Raw genomic sequence first — 15,931 nt, 5'->3', positions numbered from 1 at the left:
GATAGCAAATATCAAAAGCTCAAACGAACAAACCTTGACCAGTCTTGGCTTCCATCATATCCAGAAAAACATTGCAGACTGTGCCCTTTCCTATCTGGGCAAACGATACGCCAGGGAACTCAAACCAATGACCGAGGCGCATCTGATTCAGATGCGTCTGGACGAAACTGCAGAAGCGACCGCTCTTGTCCGTTTCGGAGCGAGTGTGCCTATTCCTTCGCTGGAAGGAATGGAGACCATCATCGACCTCCTCGGTACCGGGTATCTGTTCAGTGAACGTGACTTCAGTCATCTTGCCCAGTTTCTCCGCAGCTGCGCACAACTGATGAAATATATGGAGAGCAAATCCGGTATAGCACCGATCGTTAGTCGTTATGCATCCTCCATGATCCTTATGGAATCCTTGCGAAGCGAGATCGAACGCTGTATCCACAGTGGTCGCATTCAGGATCAGGCGAGTAAAGAACTTGTTCGCATCCGAAAAAAAATGAGTGTGAACGAGGAACGTATGAAACGCAAGCTGGATTCTCTGGTTAGTAAACACCGTTCAATCATGCAGGAGCAAGTCGTGAGTCAGCGAAATGGAAGAACCGTACTGCCCATCAAAAAAGAATTCCGCAAACACGTCCAAGGCAGTGTACTCGACGAATCAGGGAGCGGCCAAACCGTCTATATCGAACCTGCCGAGCTGACAGGTCTGCAGATGGAACTCACTTCTCTGCAGGCCGAGGAATCCAGGGAAGAGATGAAAATTCTCGGCGACCTGACTGATCTGACCGAATCTTACAGCCGAGAGATCGCCTTAAATACGGAAACCGTTGGTGTCTTGGACTTTCTATTTGCCAAAGCAAAATATGCAGCAGCTATTGACGGACAATCCGTACACGTTAATAGCAAGGGTAAAGTTAACCTGCAACGAGCGAGACACCCGTTGATGGGGCCGTCAATGATCCCGCTTGATTTTTCCATCGGATACACTTACTCGTCCCTCATCATTACAGGTCCGAATACAGGCGGCAAAACCGTCGCACTCAAGACACTGGGGCTATTAACGCTGATGATGCAATCCGGACTGCTTGTTCCTGTGCATGAGGGAGGAGAGATGGCTGTGTATGAACAGATCGCAGTGGATATCGGCGATGGTCAGAGTCTTGAACAGGCACTCAGCACATTCTCGGCACATATTCGGAATATGATTACCATTCTGGAGCAGGCGAATCCTTCCACGCTTGTGCTTATTGACGAAATGGCGTCAGGCACAGATCCTGGTGAAGGTGTGGGACTCTCCATAGCCATGCTGGAGGAATTGCATCGCTGCGGAGCAACCGTTGTGGCTACAACACATTTTGGGGAAATTAAACATTTCGCTTCAGCCACACCTGGGTTTGAAAATGCACGTATGGAGTTCGATACGATATCTCTCCAACCTCTGTATCGACTTCGGATCGGAGAAGCCGGTGAAAGTTATGCATATTCCATTGCGCTGAAGCTGGGCATGCCCAAGCATATTATCGATCGTTCCAAATCTGTTGTGGACGAGGCGGCTTTGGCAAAGAACACTGTGCAAGTTGTTTTGAAAGAGCTACTGCCTCAAACAGATGGCGAAAATCACACTACCGTACCTGTTTCTATGGAACAAACTGATCCTAAAGAGCAAAATGCACATACGACCGTTCCAAATGAGACTATATCTCCAAACGATGCGCCTCTCGTCTCTGATCCGGCACCAATTCGTGATTTTCGTAAAGGAGACCGCGTTTATATCGCCTATCTGGATCAGGCAGGTATCGTAAGTGAAGAAGAGGACAATCGAGGACAGATCGAAGTCATGGTCCGGGGACGCAAACTAAAAATTCATAAGAAACGTCTGCGCCTGCACATCTCTGCTGATGAGTTGTATCCAGGCAATTACGATTTAGACATTGTGCTGGAGAGCAAAGAAAACCGCAAAAAACGCAAATTGATGGGGCGTAAACATGTCGATGGGTTACAAATTGAGCTGCCACCGGAAGAATGAAAGGCACGCTCTCACAACCAGGAAACTGTGTGTAATCTCCATTCTATCGATACGTTGCGTTACAATTCGAGCCAGTCATTATTCTAAAAGGTGCGGTGTATAACTGCTTGATTTGTTATACTGAAATTCATGGATAGCCACCGCCCGGCTTAAAAACACTGAAAAGGAGGCCTAGTCGATGTCTGATCAGCAGGATAGCACTCCCAGCGAAACGGTCAATGTGTTTATATGTGCACTTTGCGGTGAAAGCAATGCTTGTGCCTACGCCGCGGGTAAACCACATTCGGAATGCTGGTGTGGCCATGTTTCCTTTCCCGAAGGTGTGTTTGAGCGTATTCCAACCGAGCAGCGCGGCAAGTCATGCATTTGTCAGCAATGTTTGGAGAACTATGTACGTGAGCATGAGTAACTATTTTGCTATAACCAGCTCTTATTCGCTAAAAGCGATATGAAGAGCCGATTGTTAACTAGGATCGAAAAATAAAAGAAACCATTCCTTCTCAAATGGAACTACATCATTCATTTGAAGGGATGGTTTCTTTATATTTAATATTTAAGTTCGTTATTACAATTTGGCATCTATTTTTCCATCTATATTTCTGTATAAACAGATGGATGAACTCATTAACGCTCCAGCCTTATAGTGGTGTCCCCGCTGGACTTTCAACACACTTTGCCAGACTTCGATTACGGTTATACTAACGGATTACATGTGACGGTACTGCTTCACCGCTTCCACCAGGACCGGATGCTCCTCATCCATAGTGGTATAGTGTGACAACGCAGCTGCGATTCCTTTCTCACGAATCATACTTTGCAATTCGGCTGCTTCGGGATCACCTGTTACATCAAACTTGCAGGCCGCCGCCATGCCCATAGCCAGATGGGTCATCGTCATATCGTCCGCATGCGCCAGAAGCGCCGGGCGAACGAGACGATCATTTGGGGAGAGCTTGCGCAGTGGCGAGCGCCCCACACGGGTTACCTCATCGGTCAGATAAGGATTAACGAACCGTCCCAAAATTTTCACAATATACTGCTCATGCTCTTCCGGGTTAAAGCCAAAACGTTTCACCAACACCTGACCCGTTTCCTGCAATGCACCATATACCACAGATTTTACTTTTTCATCAGCAATCGCCTTCTGGATCGTATCATACCCGTGCACATAACCGATATATGCCGCAACGCAGTGTCCTGTGTTGACGGTAAACAGTTTGCGCTCAATGTAAGGTTCCAGATCATCCACATAAACAACACCATCCATCGGTTTAAACGCGGGCGCCATCTCGGAGCGATCCACAACCCACTCATAAAAAGGTTCCACCTGAACATGCAGCGGATCTGCATGATTCTGAATCGGGACAATCCGGTCTACGGCCGAATTCGGGAAGTAAACATATTGATCGGCAAACGAGCACCCCTGCTCATCCAGCAAAGCATACACATGCTCCTTAAGCTGTGCGCTCCCACCGATGGCGTTCTCACAAGCGATAATATGCAGGGGTTTTTGCACAGAACTTGCACGTCTTCTTTGCTCCAGACCTTCTGCGATTCCTGGCGCAATATGCTTTAGCACACCTACCCCCACCGCAGTAGTAACCAGATCTGCTTCTGCCACCGCTTCAGCAACGGTCTTCAACTCTCGCCCATCAATGGCCGTTACTCCGGTTACCTCCTCCTGATCCTTACTCTCATTGGCAAGCTCCACGGTATACTCACCGCGCTCCCGAAGAGCATTCACCAGTTCCTGGTTTACATCCGAGAACGTCACTTCATATCCGGCACGGGACAGAATCAAGCCGATAAATCCACGTCCGATATTACCTGCGCCAAAGTGAAGGGCCTTCATAGCTCCATTTCACTTTCCAGAATTGTGATAACTTCCTCAGCGGTTTTCGCTTGCCGCAATGCTTCCATATTTTCTTCCTCGGCGCAAATGACTGCAATGCTCGTTAGAATCTCCATATGTTCGCCGCCTTGTGCCGCGATGCCAATGACCATGTACGCTTTTTCTTCTCCAAAATCAACCCCTTGTGGGAACTGAATTACCGAAATTCCAGTCGAGAGAATAAATGCTTTGGATTCTTTCGTCCCATGCGGAATAGCCAGTCCATTGCCCACATAGGTGGATACGATCTCTTCACGTTCAATCATTTTGTCAATATAATCGGCACTGATATGACCTGCATCTTTCAAAATCTGCCCTGCCATACGAATAGCTTCGTATTTATCTTGAGCCGTCGCGTTCATGATGACTTTATCTGTTGTTAACACACTCATGTTATAGACCTCCAATTTCATTTTTACTGCGATAAAATCCAACCAGTTCGCGGGACAGGTAATGAATAATCTCATCCCTGTTCCCTTTCCCCAGCAACGTAATCATCTCTTCTTGCAGCAAAAGTGCGCTAATCTCACTGAGAACCTCCAGGCTTTCCTTGGATAGCTCCTTTGGCCCAAGCATCAGCAGCACATCGCTTACTCCCTCCGGGTCCTCTACTGTCCGAAGCAAGGGTTCCTCAAGTTGAAAAAGACTAATGGATGGTTTATAGATGTTTTCGCTCCGTGTATGGAAAAGAGCCAGCTGAGTACCGGGAATCTTCTGACTGCCCATCGACTCACGAACCTCAAGCAGTTTGGCAACCTCTTCCGGGTCTTTCAATACACCTGCTCGATGTGCAACTTTACACATCCCAAGCACACTTTGGGCAAAATCAAGATGAGTGTTATCCATGGCATGTACCTGAAATTTACCGATAATGCGCACAATTTCAAGCAATGTTGCTTCCATTCCATCCGGGTCGGAAATGTTAGGATTCGTTGTCTCATCCCCCTTGTCACGGGGTTTGCGATCATGCCGCTGTAACGTTGTTGTTTTGATAAAATGTCGCAGGCTCTCGCTTTCCTCTGCTGTAAGCAGCGGACTGACCTTGTAATACTGATCTTCCTCCATTGGCAAATCGACGGTGGATAACACCAGATCATATTCTTCGGCTGGCATTCGGGCCGCTTCATACCAGGAGACACTGTCTACAATCTGTATTTCCGGAAACTCCTTGGACAACCTACTGGACAGCATACGCGAGGAACCAATGCCACTATTACATACCACGATCGCCCGAATTTCCTGCTTTAACGCTCGTAGCCGTTCAATAGAAGCACCAAAATGCATCACGAGAAAACCGATCTCTTCATCCGGAACTGCTGCTCCCGGCCATGCCTGTAACACGGACTTTTTAACTTGTTCAAAAAGGATGTCATAATCCTTGCGAATCTGCTGTAATAACGGATTACGGATAACCTGATGTCCTTCAAGCCGCTCCATAACAGGCACCATATGTGTAATTAGCCCTTCTCGAAGCAAACGATCTTCATGAAAGGTATAACCTGTTCTTTCCTGCATCTGATCCGTTAGTGAATGCACTCTGTCCATGAGAATCAAATCATCAATCGGAAGTAGTCGAGAAGAATGAATCTGCTGCTCTGTTTCCGTAAGCAATTGATGAAAATACGTCCACTCTTCTTCGGAGAAGGTGACTCCAAGCTGTGAGTATAGAACGCTGCACAGACGCGAAGCCATGAATACAGGGACTCGCTGTTCACGCTGCTCCGCCGATATGCCTTCAGTTACGGTGGTAATAATTTCTGAGGAAGAACGTCCTATATTAAAACCTTTGCGTATGCGAACAACCGCTACCGATAACTGAATAAGCAGTTTCATGTACTGTCGTTCAGGAATTTTTTCGAGCCATTCGATATCCGGCTGCCATAATGCATTCTCAATGGTAAGCACATCACTATGACCGATCATGCTGAGCAACTTTTGATTGACGATGGAGCTCCCTTGCTCCGGTTGCCTACCAAAGAGATCCGACTCATCCAGTACTTCCAAAGCGAGCGCCGCAATGGCTCTGCGATGAATCGCTTCACTTCCGGTGATTTTGACACCATATCCTCGCCTTCGAACAAGCTTCAACCCTGCCTGCCGGATACGTGACTCCAGATCATCCAGATCCGTGGTAACCGTCGAGACCGTCACTTTCAGATCGGAAGCGAGCGCGAGCAGTTTGACCGGTTCGGCTTCATCCAGCAAGATGCAAAGCATGAAGAGCTTACGCTCTTCCGGCGTAAACTCTACATATTCATGACCTTCCAGCTTCTGGCGTAATGTGCTGAGATCATCTGAACCGGAGTCAATACGTATCCCGGTTCCCGACTTTTTTTCCAATCGCATACCGAGCGGTTCAAGCCACTGTTCAATCATCAGCAGCTCACGATGCACGGTACGGGTACTCACTTTTACTTCAACGGCAATTTCACCGGCCGTGACTTCATGGGGATGTTCCAGCAGGAATTCCACAATTTCACGTTGTCTTTTGGTAATACTCATATCTCAGCCTCCGGCTCTGGGAAAACGGCTGCCCTCGTTAGAAGCTGGTTCGCAGTCTGCTCTCCGCTTATTTCAAACGTTCAACAAGCGCTTCATATTCCGGGCTTTTTAGGAAGTTGTCAATGGATATATGCTCTGCGTTCGGTGCCACTGTACGTGCACGATCCGTTAGTGTTTTTTGCGTAATGACAACGTCTGCATCTTGCGGAATTTCACTGATCGCCGTGTTGGTTATAGCAATGTCGATCCCTTCGGCTTTCATTTTTTTGCGTAGAATCGAAGCCCCCATGGCACTGGAACCCATACCCGCATCACAGGAGAAAACAATCTTTTTCACATCTGTTTTTGCCTTGGAAGCTGCAGAAGTTGCGATATCCACTGCTCTGTCTGCTTCACGGTTATCCGCTGCAATGGCTGCATTTACTGTATTGCCTTGGCTTTTCATATCTTTCATTCGGCTAGAGGCCTCTTCCAGATCTTCTTCCTTCTGTTTACCTGTTTTGAGTAACAGAGAGGCGATCAGGAAAGAAACAACTGCAGCAACGATAACCCCTGCGAGCATTGGAATGTATCCACCTTTTGGTGTCAACAGGAAGTAGGCGATGATACTGCCCGGTGACGGCGCCGACACCAGTCCTGCTCCAGTCAGCATGAACGTTAACGTGCCGGCGACACCGCCAGCAATAGCTGCCAGAATCAGAATCGGTCTCATCAGAATGTACGGGAAATAAATTTCGTGAATTCCGCCGAAGAAATGAATGACTACTGCTCCAGGTGCAGAAGATTTCGCCATTCCACGACCGAAGAAACAGTAAGCAAGCAAAATACCTAGTCCCGGTCCCGGGTTAGACTCAAGCATGTAAAGGACGGATTGGCCCAGCTCTCTTGCCTGATCTGTTGCAATTGGTGTCAAAATACCATGATTAATCGCGTTATTCAGGAACAATACTTTACCCGGTTCAATAATCAGGTTCACCAGTGGCAACAAACCGAGGTTCATTAGACCCTGTACACCTGCAGATAATACTTTGCTGATCGCCTCTACTGCCGGCCCGATACCGAGCAATGCGATAATGCCCAAAATTCCACCAATGATTCCTGCTGAGAAGTTGTTGACCAGCATCTCAAAACCGGCTCTGATCTTACCCTCAATGGATTTGTCGAACTTCTTGATGACCCATGCTCCGAGGGGTCCCGCAATCATTGCACCGAGGAACATTGGAATGTCACTACCTACAATGACACCGATGGTCATAATTGCACCAACGACACCACCACGCTGACCATGGACCATCGTACCTCCGGTATAACCGATCAAGAGCGGCAGCAAATAATTAATCATCGGACCTACGAGTTGTTCTAGCGTCGCATTCGGGAACCACCCTGTTTTAATAAACATGGCAGTAATCAGTCCCCAGGCAATAAATGCGCCCATATTCGGCATAACCATACCGCTCAAGAACCGTCCGAATCGTTGCACACCTACACGTATTCCACCCTTAGAATTGGACATTTGGTCCAAATTACTCATTGGTTTATCCTCCTTGGATCAAGTCATTATCAATATGAAAGGGGTATCATTCTTCCCCTGCTGTAATCCTAAGCGAGAAACCTCTCCTGTTCAATCAAATGAAAGCGTACTTTCGTCATGAATAATGATGACAACATTAGATTATGTAATCGTTTTTTAGTAGGAATATATGATCAAACCCTTGATATACAAGGATTTTTCTGCCTATGACTTTGTTCATATCCAGGATGCAAAGCAATAAAATAGCTTGGTCGGTTTGAACTGTTTCTATTCATAAAATCTACGTCACTCCTGCTTGAACACTCTCCCAAATGCACAAAAAACACACCAAAAAACCTGCATAAGCTACATAGCTCACGCAGGTTTGGAGATAAAATGATCTATTCATATGTGATTATATATATGTCTATAAGTACAAATAACCTCGGTGATTCGGTCTTGTTTACTCCTCCGTATGTTTACGATATGCGTCCGCATTCAGCAATGTAGCTAGCGCAGCTGTTACATCTCCATCCACACGGATTTCAATCATCCATCCTTCTTCATAAGGAGAGCTATTCACCAATTCTGGCGAGTCCTGCAAAGCTTCGTTCACAGCAATAATGGTGCCACTAACGGGTGAGAACAGATCCGACACCGTTTTGACCGATTCAATCGTGCCGATGCTGTCTTCTGCTTTTACACTTGCTTCAAGATCAGGCAATTCTACAAACACAATGTCACCCAGCTGATGCTGCGCGAACTCGGTAATGCCAATACGTACGGTATCCTCCCCTACGGTTTGCACCCATTCGTGCTCTTCACTGTACAGGAAATCATTTCTCAATTCGCTCATCGATATCCGCCTCGCTTTTCATTAATGAGTGCATGCGTTCTTTGACCTTCACCTTTTTCCCAAATAACAGCGTATGTTATTTCGGATTCAAATGTCAAGATAGCTCACAATTTATTTGAAATCCATACCTTGTCTCGTGTAACCTCACACTACTCTTTCTGCATATACTGGTGAATATTAACATAGTAAGCGCACTCTTTTCAAATAGACGAACATTAACATTTACAAATACAAAAACATTCGCATTTAACATAAATGTAATGATATCGTTCTTGACATCAACAGTCGATTCACGTTTTAATGAGAAGAGCAACTGAAGTTATTGGACTACGTATGAACCGCGGATGAATGTAAAGGGAGAGATTGCCCGTACACCCGGTTTGGGGATGTGCATGAGGCGGCGCCGAAGGAGTAAACCACCGACAAGCGGGGGTGAATCTCTCAGGCAAAAGGACTTTTACAGGACGCAACTCTGGAGAGCATCTAATCGTCCGGTCTGGACGTTATGATCACCCAAGGGGAAACCTGTCTGAACATACGGGCGGGGTAACTCTCAGGTACAAGGGACAGAGCCTAAGAATACAGCGTGCTACTTGGCATGCCGGTTCTTTGGCCTGTCCTTTTCCTTTTTCCTCAAAAATGAAATGCAGGATTTAGAATTGTCTGCCCTGGCAGCGTGACTTTATAAACGACTAATCAAATACTTATGTGTGACTGTACTTGTTACATGACGGAATTGAATTAAATTTATACCCGGTTAACAGATTCTCTTTTCTATACTCGGCCCGCTGAAGGCCCATGACGAGGTGATTGGATGTCCGACTTGTTAAGAACACCACTCTTCCCCCTATATGCGCAATATGAAGGTGTACGTTGCATTGATTTTGGTGGCTGGGAGCTTCCGGTGCAGTTTAGCGGTATTCAAAAGGAACATGAAGCCGTGCGAGAGCGCGCCGGGCTGTTCGATGTATCCCATATGGGCGAATTCACCGTAACGGGTGAACAGGCGGAAGCCTTTTTACAGCGCATGATGACTAATGATGTGACCGCAATAGTACCCGGTCAGGCGCAATACACGCTGATGTGTTATCCCGATGGCGGTGTAGTGGATGACTTGCTCATCTATAAACTCGCAGAACAACACTACATGCTGGTCGTCAATGCCTCCAATATCGACAAAGATTGGGCATGGTTGCAGGAGCACATTATACCTGGCGTGAACATGATTAACGATTCCGAGCAAATGGCGTTGCTGGCGTTACAAGGCCCTTTAGCGGTCGATATTCTCGCTAAAGTTACAGGTTCAGAGGTGGATGCTGGCTCCATCGAACCGTTCCGCTTCGTACAGGATGCCGAGGTATGCGGAGTACAGCTGTTGCTATCGCGAACCGGTTACACCGGCGAAGATGGCTTTGAGCTGTATGTTGCCGCAGAGCAGGCTGCACTTGTATGGAACGGACTAATGGAAGCCGGTGCTGATGTAGGCCTCGTTCCAGCAGGACTTGGTGCACGCGATACACTGCGATTCGAAGCGAAGTTGCCTTTATACGGTCAGGAACTATCACCAACCATCTCTCCACTGGAGGCAGGGCTGGGCATGTTTGTGAAACTGAACGCCTGGCCTTTTATCGGACACGAAGCTTTGTTGCAGCAAAAAAATGACGGCCCTGCTCGCAAGCTGATTGGGATCGAAGTGCTGGAGCGCGGCATTCCGCGTCCACATTACCCCATCTATGCGGATGGCGTTCAGATTGGTGAAGTGACAACCGGTACACAGTCGCCGACCTTGAAGCGTAATCTGGGCCTTGCCCTGATTGAGAGCCGTTACGCTGCACTGGGTACAGCTCTGGAGATTGAGATTCGTGGCAAAAAGCTGAAAGCCGAGGTCATCAAGACCCCTTTTCATAAACGGACACGTACGTCAAAGACCCCTACCCAAGGAGCTGAGCAAGCATGAACAAGCACCGCTACATTCCTATGACCGAACAAGACCAGAGCGCAATGCTCGCTACGATTGGTGTAGAAACCATTGAAGATCTGTTCAAAGATATTCCGCAGGAAATTCGTTACCAAGGCAAGCTGCCCGTGTCCTCCAAGCTGGACGAATATGCGTTAACACGCCATATGTCGAAGCAGGCAGGCTCGAATGCCAACTTTGAGACACATGCCAGCTTCCTGGGCGCAGGCATCTATGACCATCATATCCCATCTGTCATCAACCATGTTATTTCCCGTTCGGAGTTCTACACAGCGTACACCCCTTATCAGCCTGAGATCAGCCAAGGGGAATTGCAAGCGATCTTCGAATTTCAATCTTATATCTGTGAGCTGACGGGCATGGCGGTAGCCAATGCCAGTATGTATGATGGCGCAACGGCTTTTGCTGAAGCAGGTAATCTCGCCGCAGCAGCCACACGTCGCAAACAGCTTATCGTATCCCGTACCGTTCACCCGGAAGCCCGTCAGGTGTTGCAGGCCTATGCACATGGTTTGAGTCTGGAGATCGTGGAGATTGGTTACAAGAACGGCGTGACCGATTGGGATGCCATGCAAACAGCCATTTCGGAGGATACAGCAGCAGTGATGATTCAGAGCCCGAACTTCTTTGGTGCCGTGGAAAATGTAAAACAGGCTGCCGACCTTGTGCACACGCACAAAGGCCTGCTCGTCGTAAGCGCCAACCCGCTGTCGCTCGGTTTGCTAGAAGCCCCAGGCAAGCTGGGTGCCGACATCGTTGTAGGCGATGCGCAACCCCTTGGAATCGCCGCTTCGCTCGGCGGACCGACTTGCGGCTACTTCGCCGTGTCCCAGGCTCACATGCGCCGGATACCTGGCCGAATTGTCGGTCAGACAACGGACCGCAACGGCAAACGCGGCTTCGTACTGACGCTGCAAGCACGCGAGCAGCACATCCGCCGGGAAAAGGCGACGTCCAACATCTGTTCGAATCAGGCCTTGCTGGCGCTTAGTGCTTCCGTCTACATGTCTACTATAGGAAAGCAGGGCATGATCGATGTGGCTGATCTGAATCTGCAGAAGAGTCACTATGCACTAAAAACGTTAACAGCTATTCCCGGAGTAAGCCTCACTTATAAGGTCCCTACGTTTAACGAGTTTGTCATCCAGCTTCCTGAAGGAACAGATATAGATGCCCTTCAGCTGAAACTGTTGGATGCAGGTTTCATCGGCGGTTATGAACTGGGACGTGAATATCCGGAGCTCACTGGACATATGCTCATTGCCGTTACTGAACGACGCAGCAAGGAAGAGATTGATGAATTCGCATGTGTATTGGAGGGATCGCTGTGACTCAGCAGACTGGAATTGACACACAAGTACAAGGAGCCACTATTAGCCCACAACCATCAACCTCTGCTGCTCCCGAACAGACATTAATTTTCGAATTAAGCAGTCCTGGGCGTGTGGCTTATTCCCTGCCGGAATGTGATGTTCCCCGTCAGGAAGTTGATATGCTGATTCCCCGGGAAATGCTGCGCTCCGAAGCGGCAGCGTTGCCGGAAGTTTTCGAAGTTGATGTCATTCGCCACTACACCGCATTATCCCGCCGCAACTTCGGGGTAGATAACGGATTTTACCCGCTCGGTTCTTGTACGATGAAATATAATCCGAAAATTAACGAAGATGTGGCCCGTTATAACGGTTTTGCTAAAATCCATCCCTACCAGCATGAATCAAGCCTGCAAGGTGCTCTCGAATTGCTCCACACCTTGCAAAATGATCTCGCAGGTCTGACGGGCATGGATGCCGTAACCCTGCAACCTGCTGCTGGCGCACACGGGGAATGGACTGGACTCATGATGATCCGGGCTTATCACGAAAGCCGTGGTGAACTGCGTACCAAAGTCATCGTGCCCGATTCCTCTCATGGCACCAACCCGGCCAGTGCAACCGTAGCCGGATTCGAAACGGTCACCATTCCGTCCCGCGCCGACGGTCTGGTCGATTTGGATGCACTGCGTGCTGCAGTCGGTTCAGATACCGCAGCGCTCATGCTAACAAATCCGAACACGCTCGGTTTGTTTGAAAAGGATATTCAAGAGATTGCGTCCATCGTGCACGAAGCTGGCGGACTGTTGTATTATGACGGTGCTAACTCCAATGCCATTATGGGCATCACACGTCCGGGCGATATGGGCTTTGATGTGGTACATCTGAACTTGCATAAAACGATGAGCACGCCTCACGGTGGTGGTGGCCCTGGTGCTGGACCAGTCGGTGTCAAAAGCCGCCTTATTCCGTTCTTACCTAAACCGATGGTTCTTCAAAATGATCAGGGCGCATACACTCTGGATTACGAAGGAGATCAATCGATCGGCCGGGTCAAAGCCTATTATGGCAACTTCGGTATCCTGGTTCGTGCCTATGCTTACATTCGCACCTATGGGCCGGAGGGTCTGCGCCGTGTATCCGAATGCGCAGTGCTGAACGCCAATTATATGATGGCTCGTCTGGCACCTCATTACGAAATTCCGTATCCTGGCGTGTGCAAACATGAATTTGTCATGTCAGGGCGCCGCCTGAAACAGTATGGTGTGCGTACACTGGATGTAGCCAAACGCCTGCTCGATTTTGGCTATCACCCGCCTACGATATACTTCCCGCTTAATGTCGAGGAGTGTATCATGATTGAACCAACCGAGACCGAGAGCAAGGAAACGCTGGACGGGTTTATCGATACGATGATTCGCATCGCCAAGGAAGCAGAAGAAACACCGGAATTGGTGCTCAATGCTCCATACGGAACGCCGGTAACTCGTCTCGATGAAACAACTGCAGCACGCAAACCTGTATTAAACTGTGCTTGCAGCTAATCAAGTTTTACTCGACAGTCCTCGGTCCATTTTGATGATAGAATAAGCTGAAGAATAGCAGTTATGCCCAGGTTTTTGGAATCCCTTTGTGCATGATGAGGTTTTGGTTTGGCCTCATCCCACAAGGGGATTATTTTTTCGCCCTAATCTGAACTCCAATTGCCAAGCTTTAACCATGAAAAAAAGCCGGTACCCACTTAATCGTGGACACCGGCAATATTACTGCATTAATGCAGCCCTTTATCGGAAAAAGAAAACCTCAAATCCGGAGGAAACTCCGGCAAAATTACGCTTGAATGCTTTGAACGAGTTCAACCACTTGTTCAGCGGTTTGCATTTCCAAAGCTTTGGCAGCCAGTTCTTGCATGTCCGCACGGGACAATTTGGTGATCTGGCTACGCGCTGGCAGAATGGAGGTTGCGCTCATGCTGAACTCATCCAGTCCAAGACCAAGCAGCAATGGAATTGCTGTTTCATCTCCTGCCATTTCACCGCACATGCCAACCCATTTGCCTTCACGATGCGCTGCATCGATAACCATTTTGACCAAACGCAAAATAGCTGGGTTGTATGGTTGGTACAGGTAAGCTACACGTTCATTCATCCGGTCAGCAGCCATCGTGTACTGAATCAGATCGTTGGTACCGATACTGAAGAAGTCCACTTCTTTGGCGAACTGATCCGCCATTACAGCTGTTGAAGGAATTTCGACCATGATCCCGAGTTGAATGCTGTCGGAAACAGCAATCCCTTCAGCAACCAGCTTTTCCTTCTCTTCGAGCAGGACTGCTTTAGCATCACGGAATTCACCCAGTGTTGCGATCATCGGGAACATGACACGCAAGTTTCCGTGTACACTTGCACGCAGCAAAGCACGCAACTGTGTACGGAAGATATCCAGACGGTCCAGACACAGACGAACTGCGCGGAAACCGAGGAATGGATTCATTTCTTTTGGCAGATCCAGATAAGGAAGCTCTTTGTCTCCACCGATGTCGAGTGTACGAACTACGACAGGTTTGCCTTCCATTTTTTCAAGTACGGCTTTGTATGCATTGTACTGAATATCCTCGGAAGGAAGCTTGTCTCTGCCCATGTACAAGAATTCGGTACGATAAAGGCCTACTGCCTCACCGCCGTTTTCCAATACACCTGTTACGTCATTCGGAGTACCGATGTTTGCAGCCAGTTCCACATGAACGTTGTCCACCGTAACGGTTGGTTCGTCACGCAGTTTTCTCCACTCCGCACGTTGTGCATCATACTGTTCCTGTTTGGCACGGTATTCAGCAACAACCTCATCTGTAGGGTTAACCAGGACATGTCCATCCAGACCGTCCACAATAATCAGGTCACCTTGTTTCGCTTGAGCCAGAATATCCTTCGTTCCAACAACAGCCGGAATCTCAAGTGAACGAGCCATGATTGCGGAGTGAGAAGTACGTCCACCAATGTTGGTTGCAAAACCTTTAACATATTGGCGGTTCAATTGAGCTGTATCGGAAGGCGTTAGATCCTCCGCAAGCACAATCACTTCTTCACTGATCTCAGCCGGACTCATAAAGTCGATACCAAGCAAGTGATTTAGCACACGTTTGGTTACGTCACGCATATCTGCTGCACGTTCCTGCAGGTATGCACTCTTCATGTTCTCGAACATGGAGATGAACTGGGAAGCCGTCTCATTCAGAGCAAATTCTGCGTTGATCATATCGTCTGCAATTCTGGCTTTAACCGGATCAATCAGTTCCGGATCATCCAGAATGAGCAAATGTGATGCAAAAATCTCTGCTTTTTTCTCACCAAGCTCTTGTAAAGTACGCTCTTTGATCGCCTCAAGCTCAGCTCGGGATTTACCCAGAGCTGAGTCAAGTTTAGCGATCTCTGCGTCAACGTCGTTAATTTGGCGTTTTTCTACAGAGTAGTCAGGATGCTCCAAGATAAACGCCTTGGCGATAGCAATACCCGCCGAAGCCGCGATCCCGGAAACATTAAGCATTAATTTCGCCCAACCCTTCGTTAACCATTACGTCTGTCAGAGCTTGAAGAGCTTCAGCTTCGCCTTCACCTTCAACGATGATGCTGATCGTGTCGCCTTGTTCCAAACCGAGGGAAAGAACGCCCAGGATGGATTTCAACGTTACTTTTTTACCGTTTGCTTCTGCAAAGGATTCTGCACCTTTGAATTTGTTTGCTGTATTAACCAGGGCAGTTGCCGGACGTGCGTGGATACCATCTTCGTCTGTAATTCTGAATGTTTGTTGCATTACAATCATCTCACTTTCGGTAGTTTGGTTTAGGCATTGCATATATTTACACTTGC

General features: G+C 48.1%; 12 protein-coding genes and 2 riboswitches. Of the genes, 5 read left to right on the top strand and 7 right to left on the bottom strand.

Annotation, left to right across the window (positions count from 1 at the left end; genetic code table 11):
* Nucleotides 1-34: 34 nt before the first annotated feature.
* A complete protein-coding gene (locus ACR8BL_RS23715) occupies nucleotides 35-2,017 on the top strand; it encodes an endonuclease MutS2 (protein WP_434753225.1) in 1,983 nt (660 codons plus the stop codon).
* A 178-nt stretch (nucleotides 2,018-2,195) separates the two neighbouring features.
* Nucleotides 2,196-2,426: a cysteine-rich CWC family protein gene (locus tag ACR8BL_RS23710; RefSeq protein ID WP_434749807.1), complete on the top strand. Its 231-nt coding sequence runs from the start codon at nucleotides 2,196-2,198 to the stop codon at nucleotides 2,424-2,426.
* A gap of 297 nt (nucleotides 2,427-2,723) precedes the next feature.
* On the opposite strand, the gene ACR8BL_RS23705 is transcribed toward ACR8BL_RS23710, so the two are convergent.
* From ACR8BL_RS23705 to gcvH, 5 genes are all read right to left on the bottom strand, one after another.
* Nucleotides 2,724-3,869, bottom strand: coding sequence for a mannitol-1-phosphate 5-dehydrogenase (locus ACR8BL_RS23705; protein WP_434749806.1), 1,146 nt, complete (start codon nucleotides 3,867-3,869; stop codon nucleotides 2,724-2,726).
* On the bottom strand, nucleotides 3,866-4,300 hold the full coding sequence (locus ACR8BL_RS23700; protein ID WP_434749805.1) for a PTS sugar transporter subunit IIA: 435 nt from the start codon (nucleotides 4,298-4,300) through the stop codon (nucleotides 3,866-3,868). Before ACR8BL_RS23700 ends, ACR8BL_RS23705 begins: the two co-directional genes overlap by 4 nt.
* A 1-nt stretch (nucleotide 4,301) precedes the next feature.
* Nucleotides 4,302-6,410, bottom strand: a complete 2,109-nt coding sequence (locus ACR8BL_RS23695; protein WP_434749804.1) for a BglG family transcription antiterminator — start codon at nucleotides 6,408-6,410, stop codon at nucleotides 4,302-4,304.
* A gap of 67 nt (nucleotides 6,411-6,477) precedes the next feature.
* The gene (locus tag ACR8BL_RS23690) at nucleotides 6,478-7,941 is read right to left on the bottom strand and encodes a PTS mannitol transporter subunit IICB (RefSeq protein WP_434749803.1); all 1,464 of its coding nucleotides are present in this window, start codon (nucleotides 7,939-7,941) and stop codon (nucleotides 6,478-6,480) included.
* Between the two features lie 442 nt (nucleotides 7,942-8,383).
* A complete protein-coding gene (gene gcvH / locus ACR8BL_RS23685; protein ID WP_434749802.1) occupies nucleotides 8,384-8,776 on the bottom strand; it encodes a glycine cleavage system protein GcvH in 393 nt (130 codons plus the stop codon).
* A 344-nt stretch (nucleotides 8,777-9,120) separates the two neighbouring features.
* Nucleotides 9,121-9,243, top strand: a riboswitch (glycine riboswitch).
* A gap of 3 nt (nucleotides 9,244-9,246) precedes the next feature.
* Nucleotides 9,247-9,348: riboswitch (glycine riboswitch) on the top strand.
* Between the two features lie 242 nt (nucleotides 9,349-9,590).
* Between gcvH and gcvT the strand changes: the two genes are divergently transcribed.
* Genes gcvT through gcvPB form a run of 3 tightly spaced genes read left to right on the top strand, consistent with a single transcriptional unit; the run spans nucleotide 9,591 to nucleotide 13,608 of the window.
* A complete protein-coding gene (gene gcvT, locus ACR8BL_RS23680; protein WP_434749801.1) occupies nucleotides 9,591-10,733 on the top strand; it encodes a glycine cleavage system aminomethyltransferase GcvT in 1,143 nt (380 codons plus the stop codon).
* Nucleotides 10,730-12,085, top strand: coding sequence for an aminomethyl-transferring glycine dehydrogenase subunit GcvPA (gene gcvPA, locus ACR8BL_RS23675; protein ID WP_434749800.1), 1,356 nt, complete (start codon nucleotides 10,730-10,732; stop codon nucleotides 12,083-12,085). The genes gcvT and gcvPA overlap by 4 nt, the downstream gene beginning before the upstream one ends.
* Nucleotides 12,086-12,126: 41 nt before the next feature.
* Nucleotides 12,127-13,608, top strand: a complete 1,482-nt coding sequence (gcvPB, locus tag ACR8BL_RS23670) for an aminomethyl-transferring glycine dehydrogenase subunit GcvPB (RefSeq protein ID WP_434753224.1) — start codon at nucleotides 12,127-12,129, stop codon at nucleotides 13,606-13,608.
* Nucleotides 13,609-13,894: 286 nt separating this feature from the next.
* On the opposite strand, the gene ptsP is transcribed toward gcvPB, so the two are convergent.
* A complete protein-coding gene (ptsP, locus tag ACR8BL_RS23665) occupies nucleotides 13,895-15,607 on the bottom strand; it encodes a phosphoenolpyruvate--protein phosphotransferase (RefSeq protein WP_434749799.1) in 1,713 nt (570 codons plus the stop codon).
* Nucleotides 15,600-15,875 carry an HPr family phosphocarrier protein gene (locus ACR8BL_RS23660; protein ID WP_036617010.1) on the bottom strand — a complete coding sequence of 92 codons (276 nt, stop codon included), beginning with the start codon at nucleotides 15,873-15,875 and terminating at the stop codon, nucleotides 15,600-15,602. Before ACR8BL_RS23660 ends, ptsP begins: the two co-directional genes overlap by 8 nt.
* Nucleotides 15,876-15,931: the final 56 nt, after the last annotated feature.

The organism is Paenibacillus amylolyticus (genome assembly GCF_051136285.1).
GTDB lineage: Bacteria > Bacillota > Bacilli > Paenibacillales > Paenibacillaceae > Paenibacillus > Paenibacillus amylolyticus_F.
The sequence above is the reverse complement of the archived record's forward strand: the minus strand, read 5'-3'. Positions and strand labels throughout refer to the sequence as shown.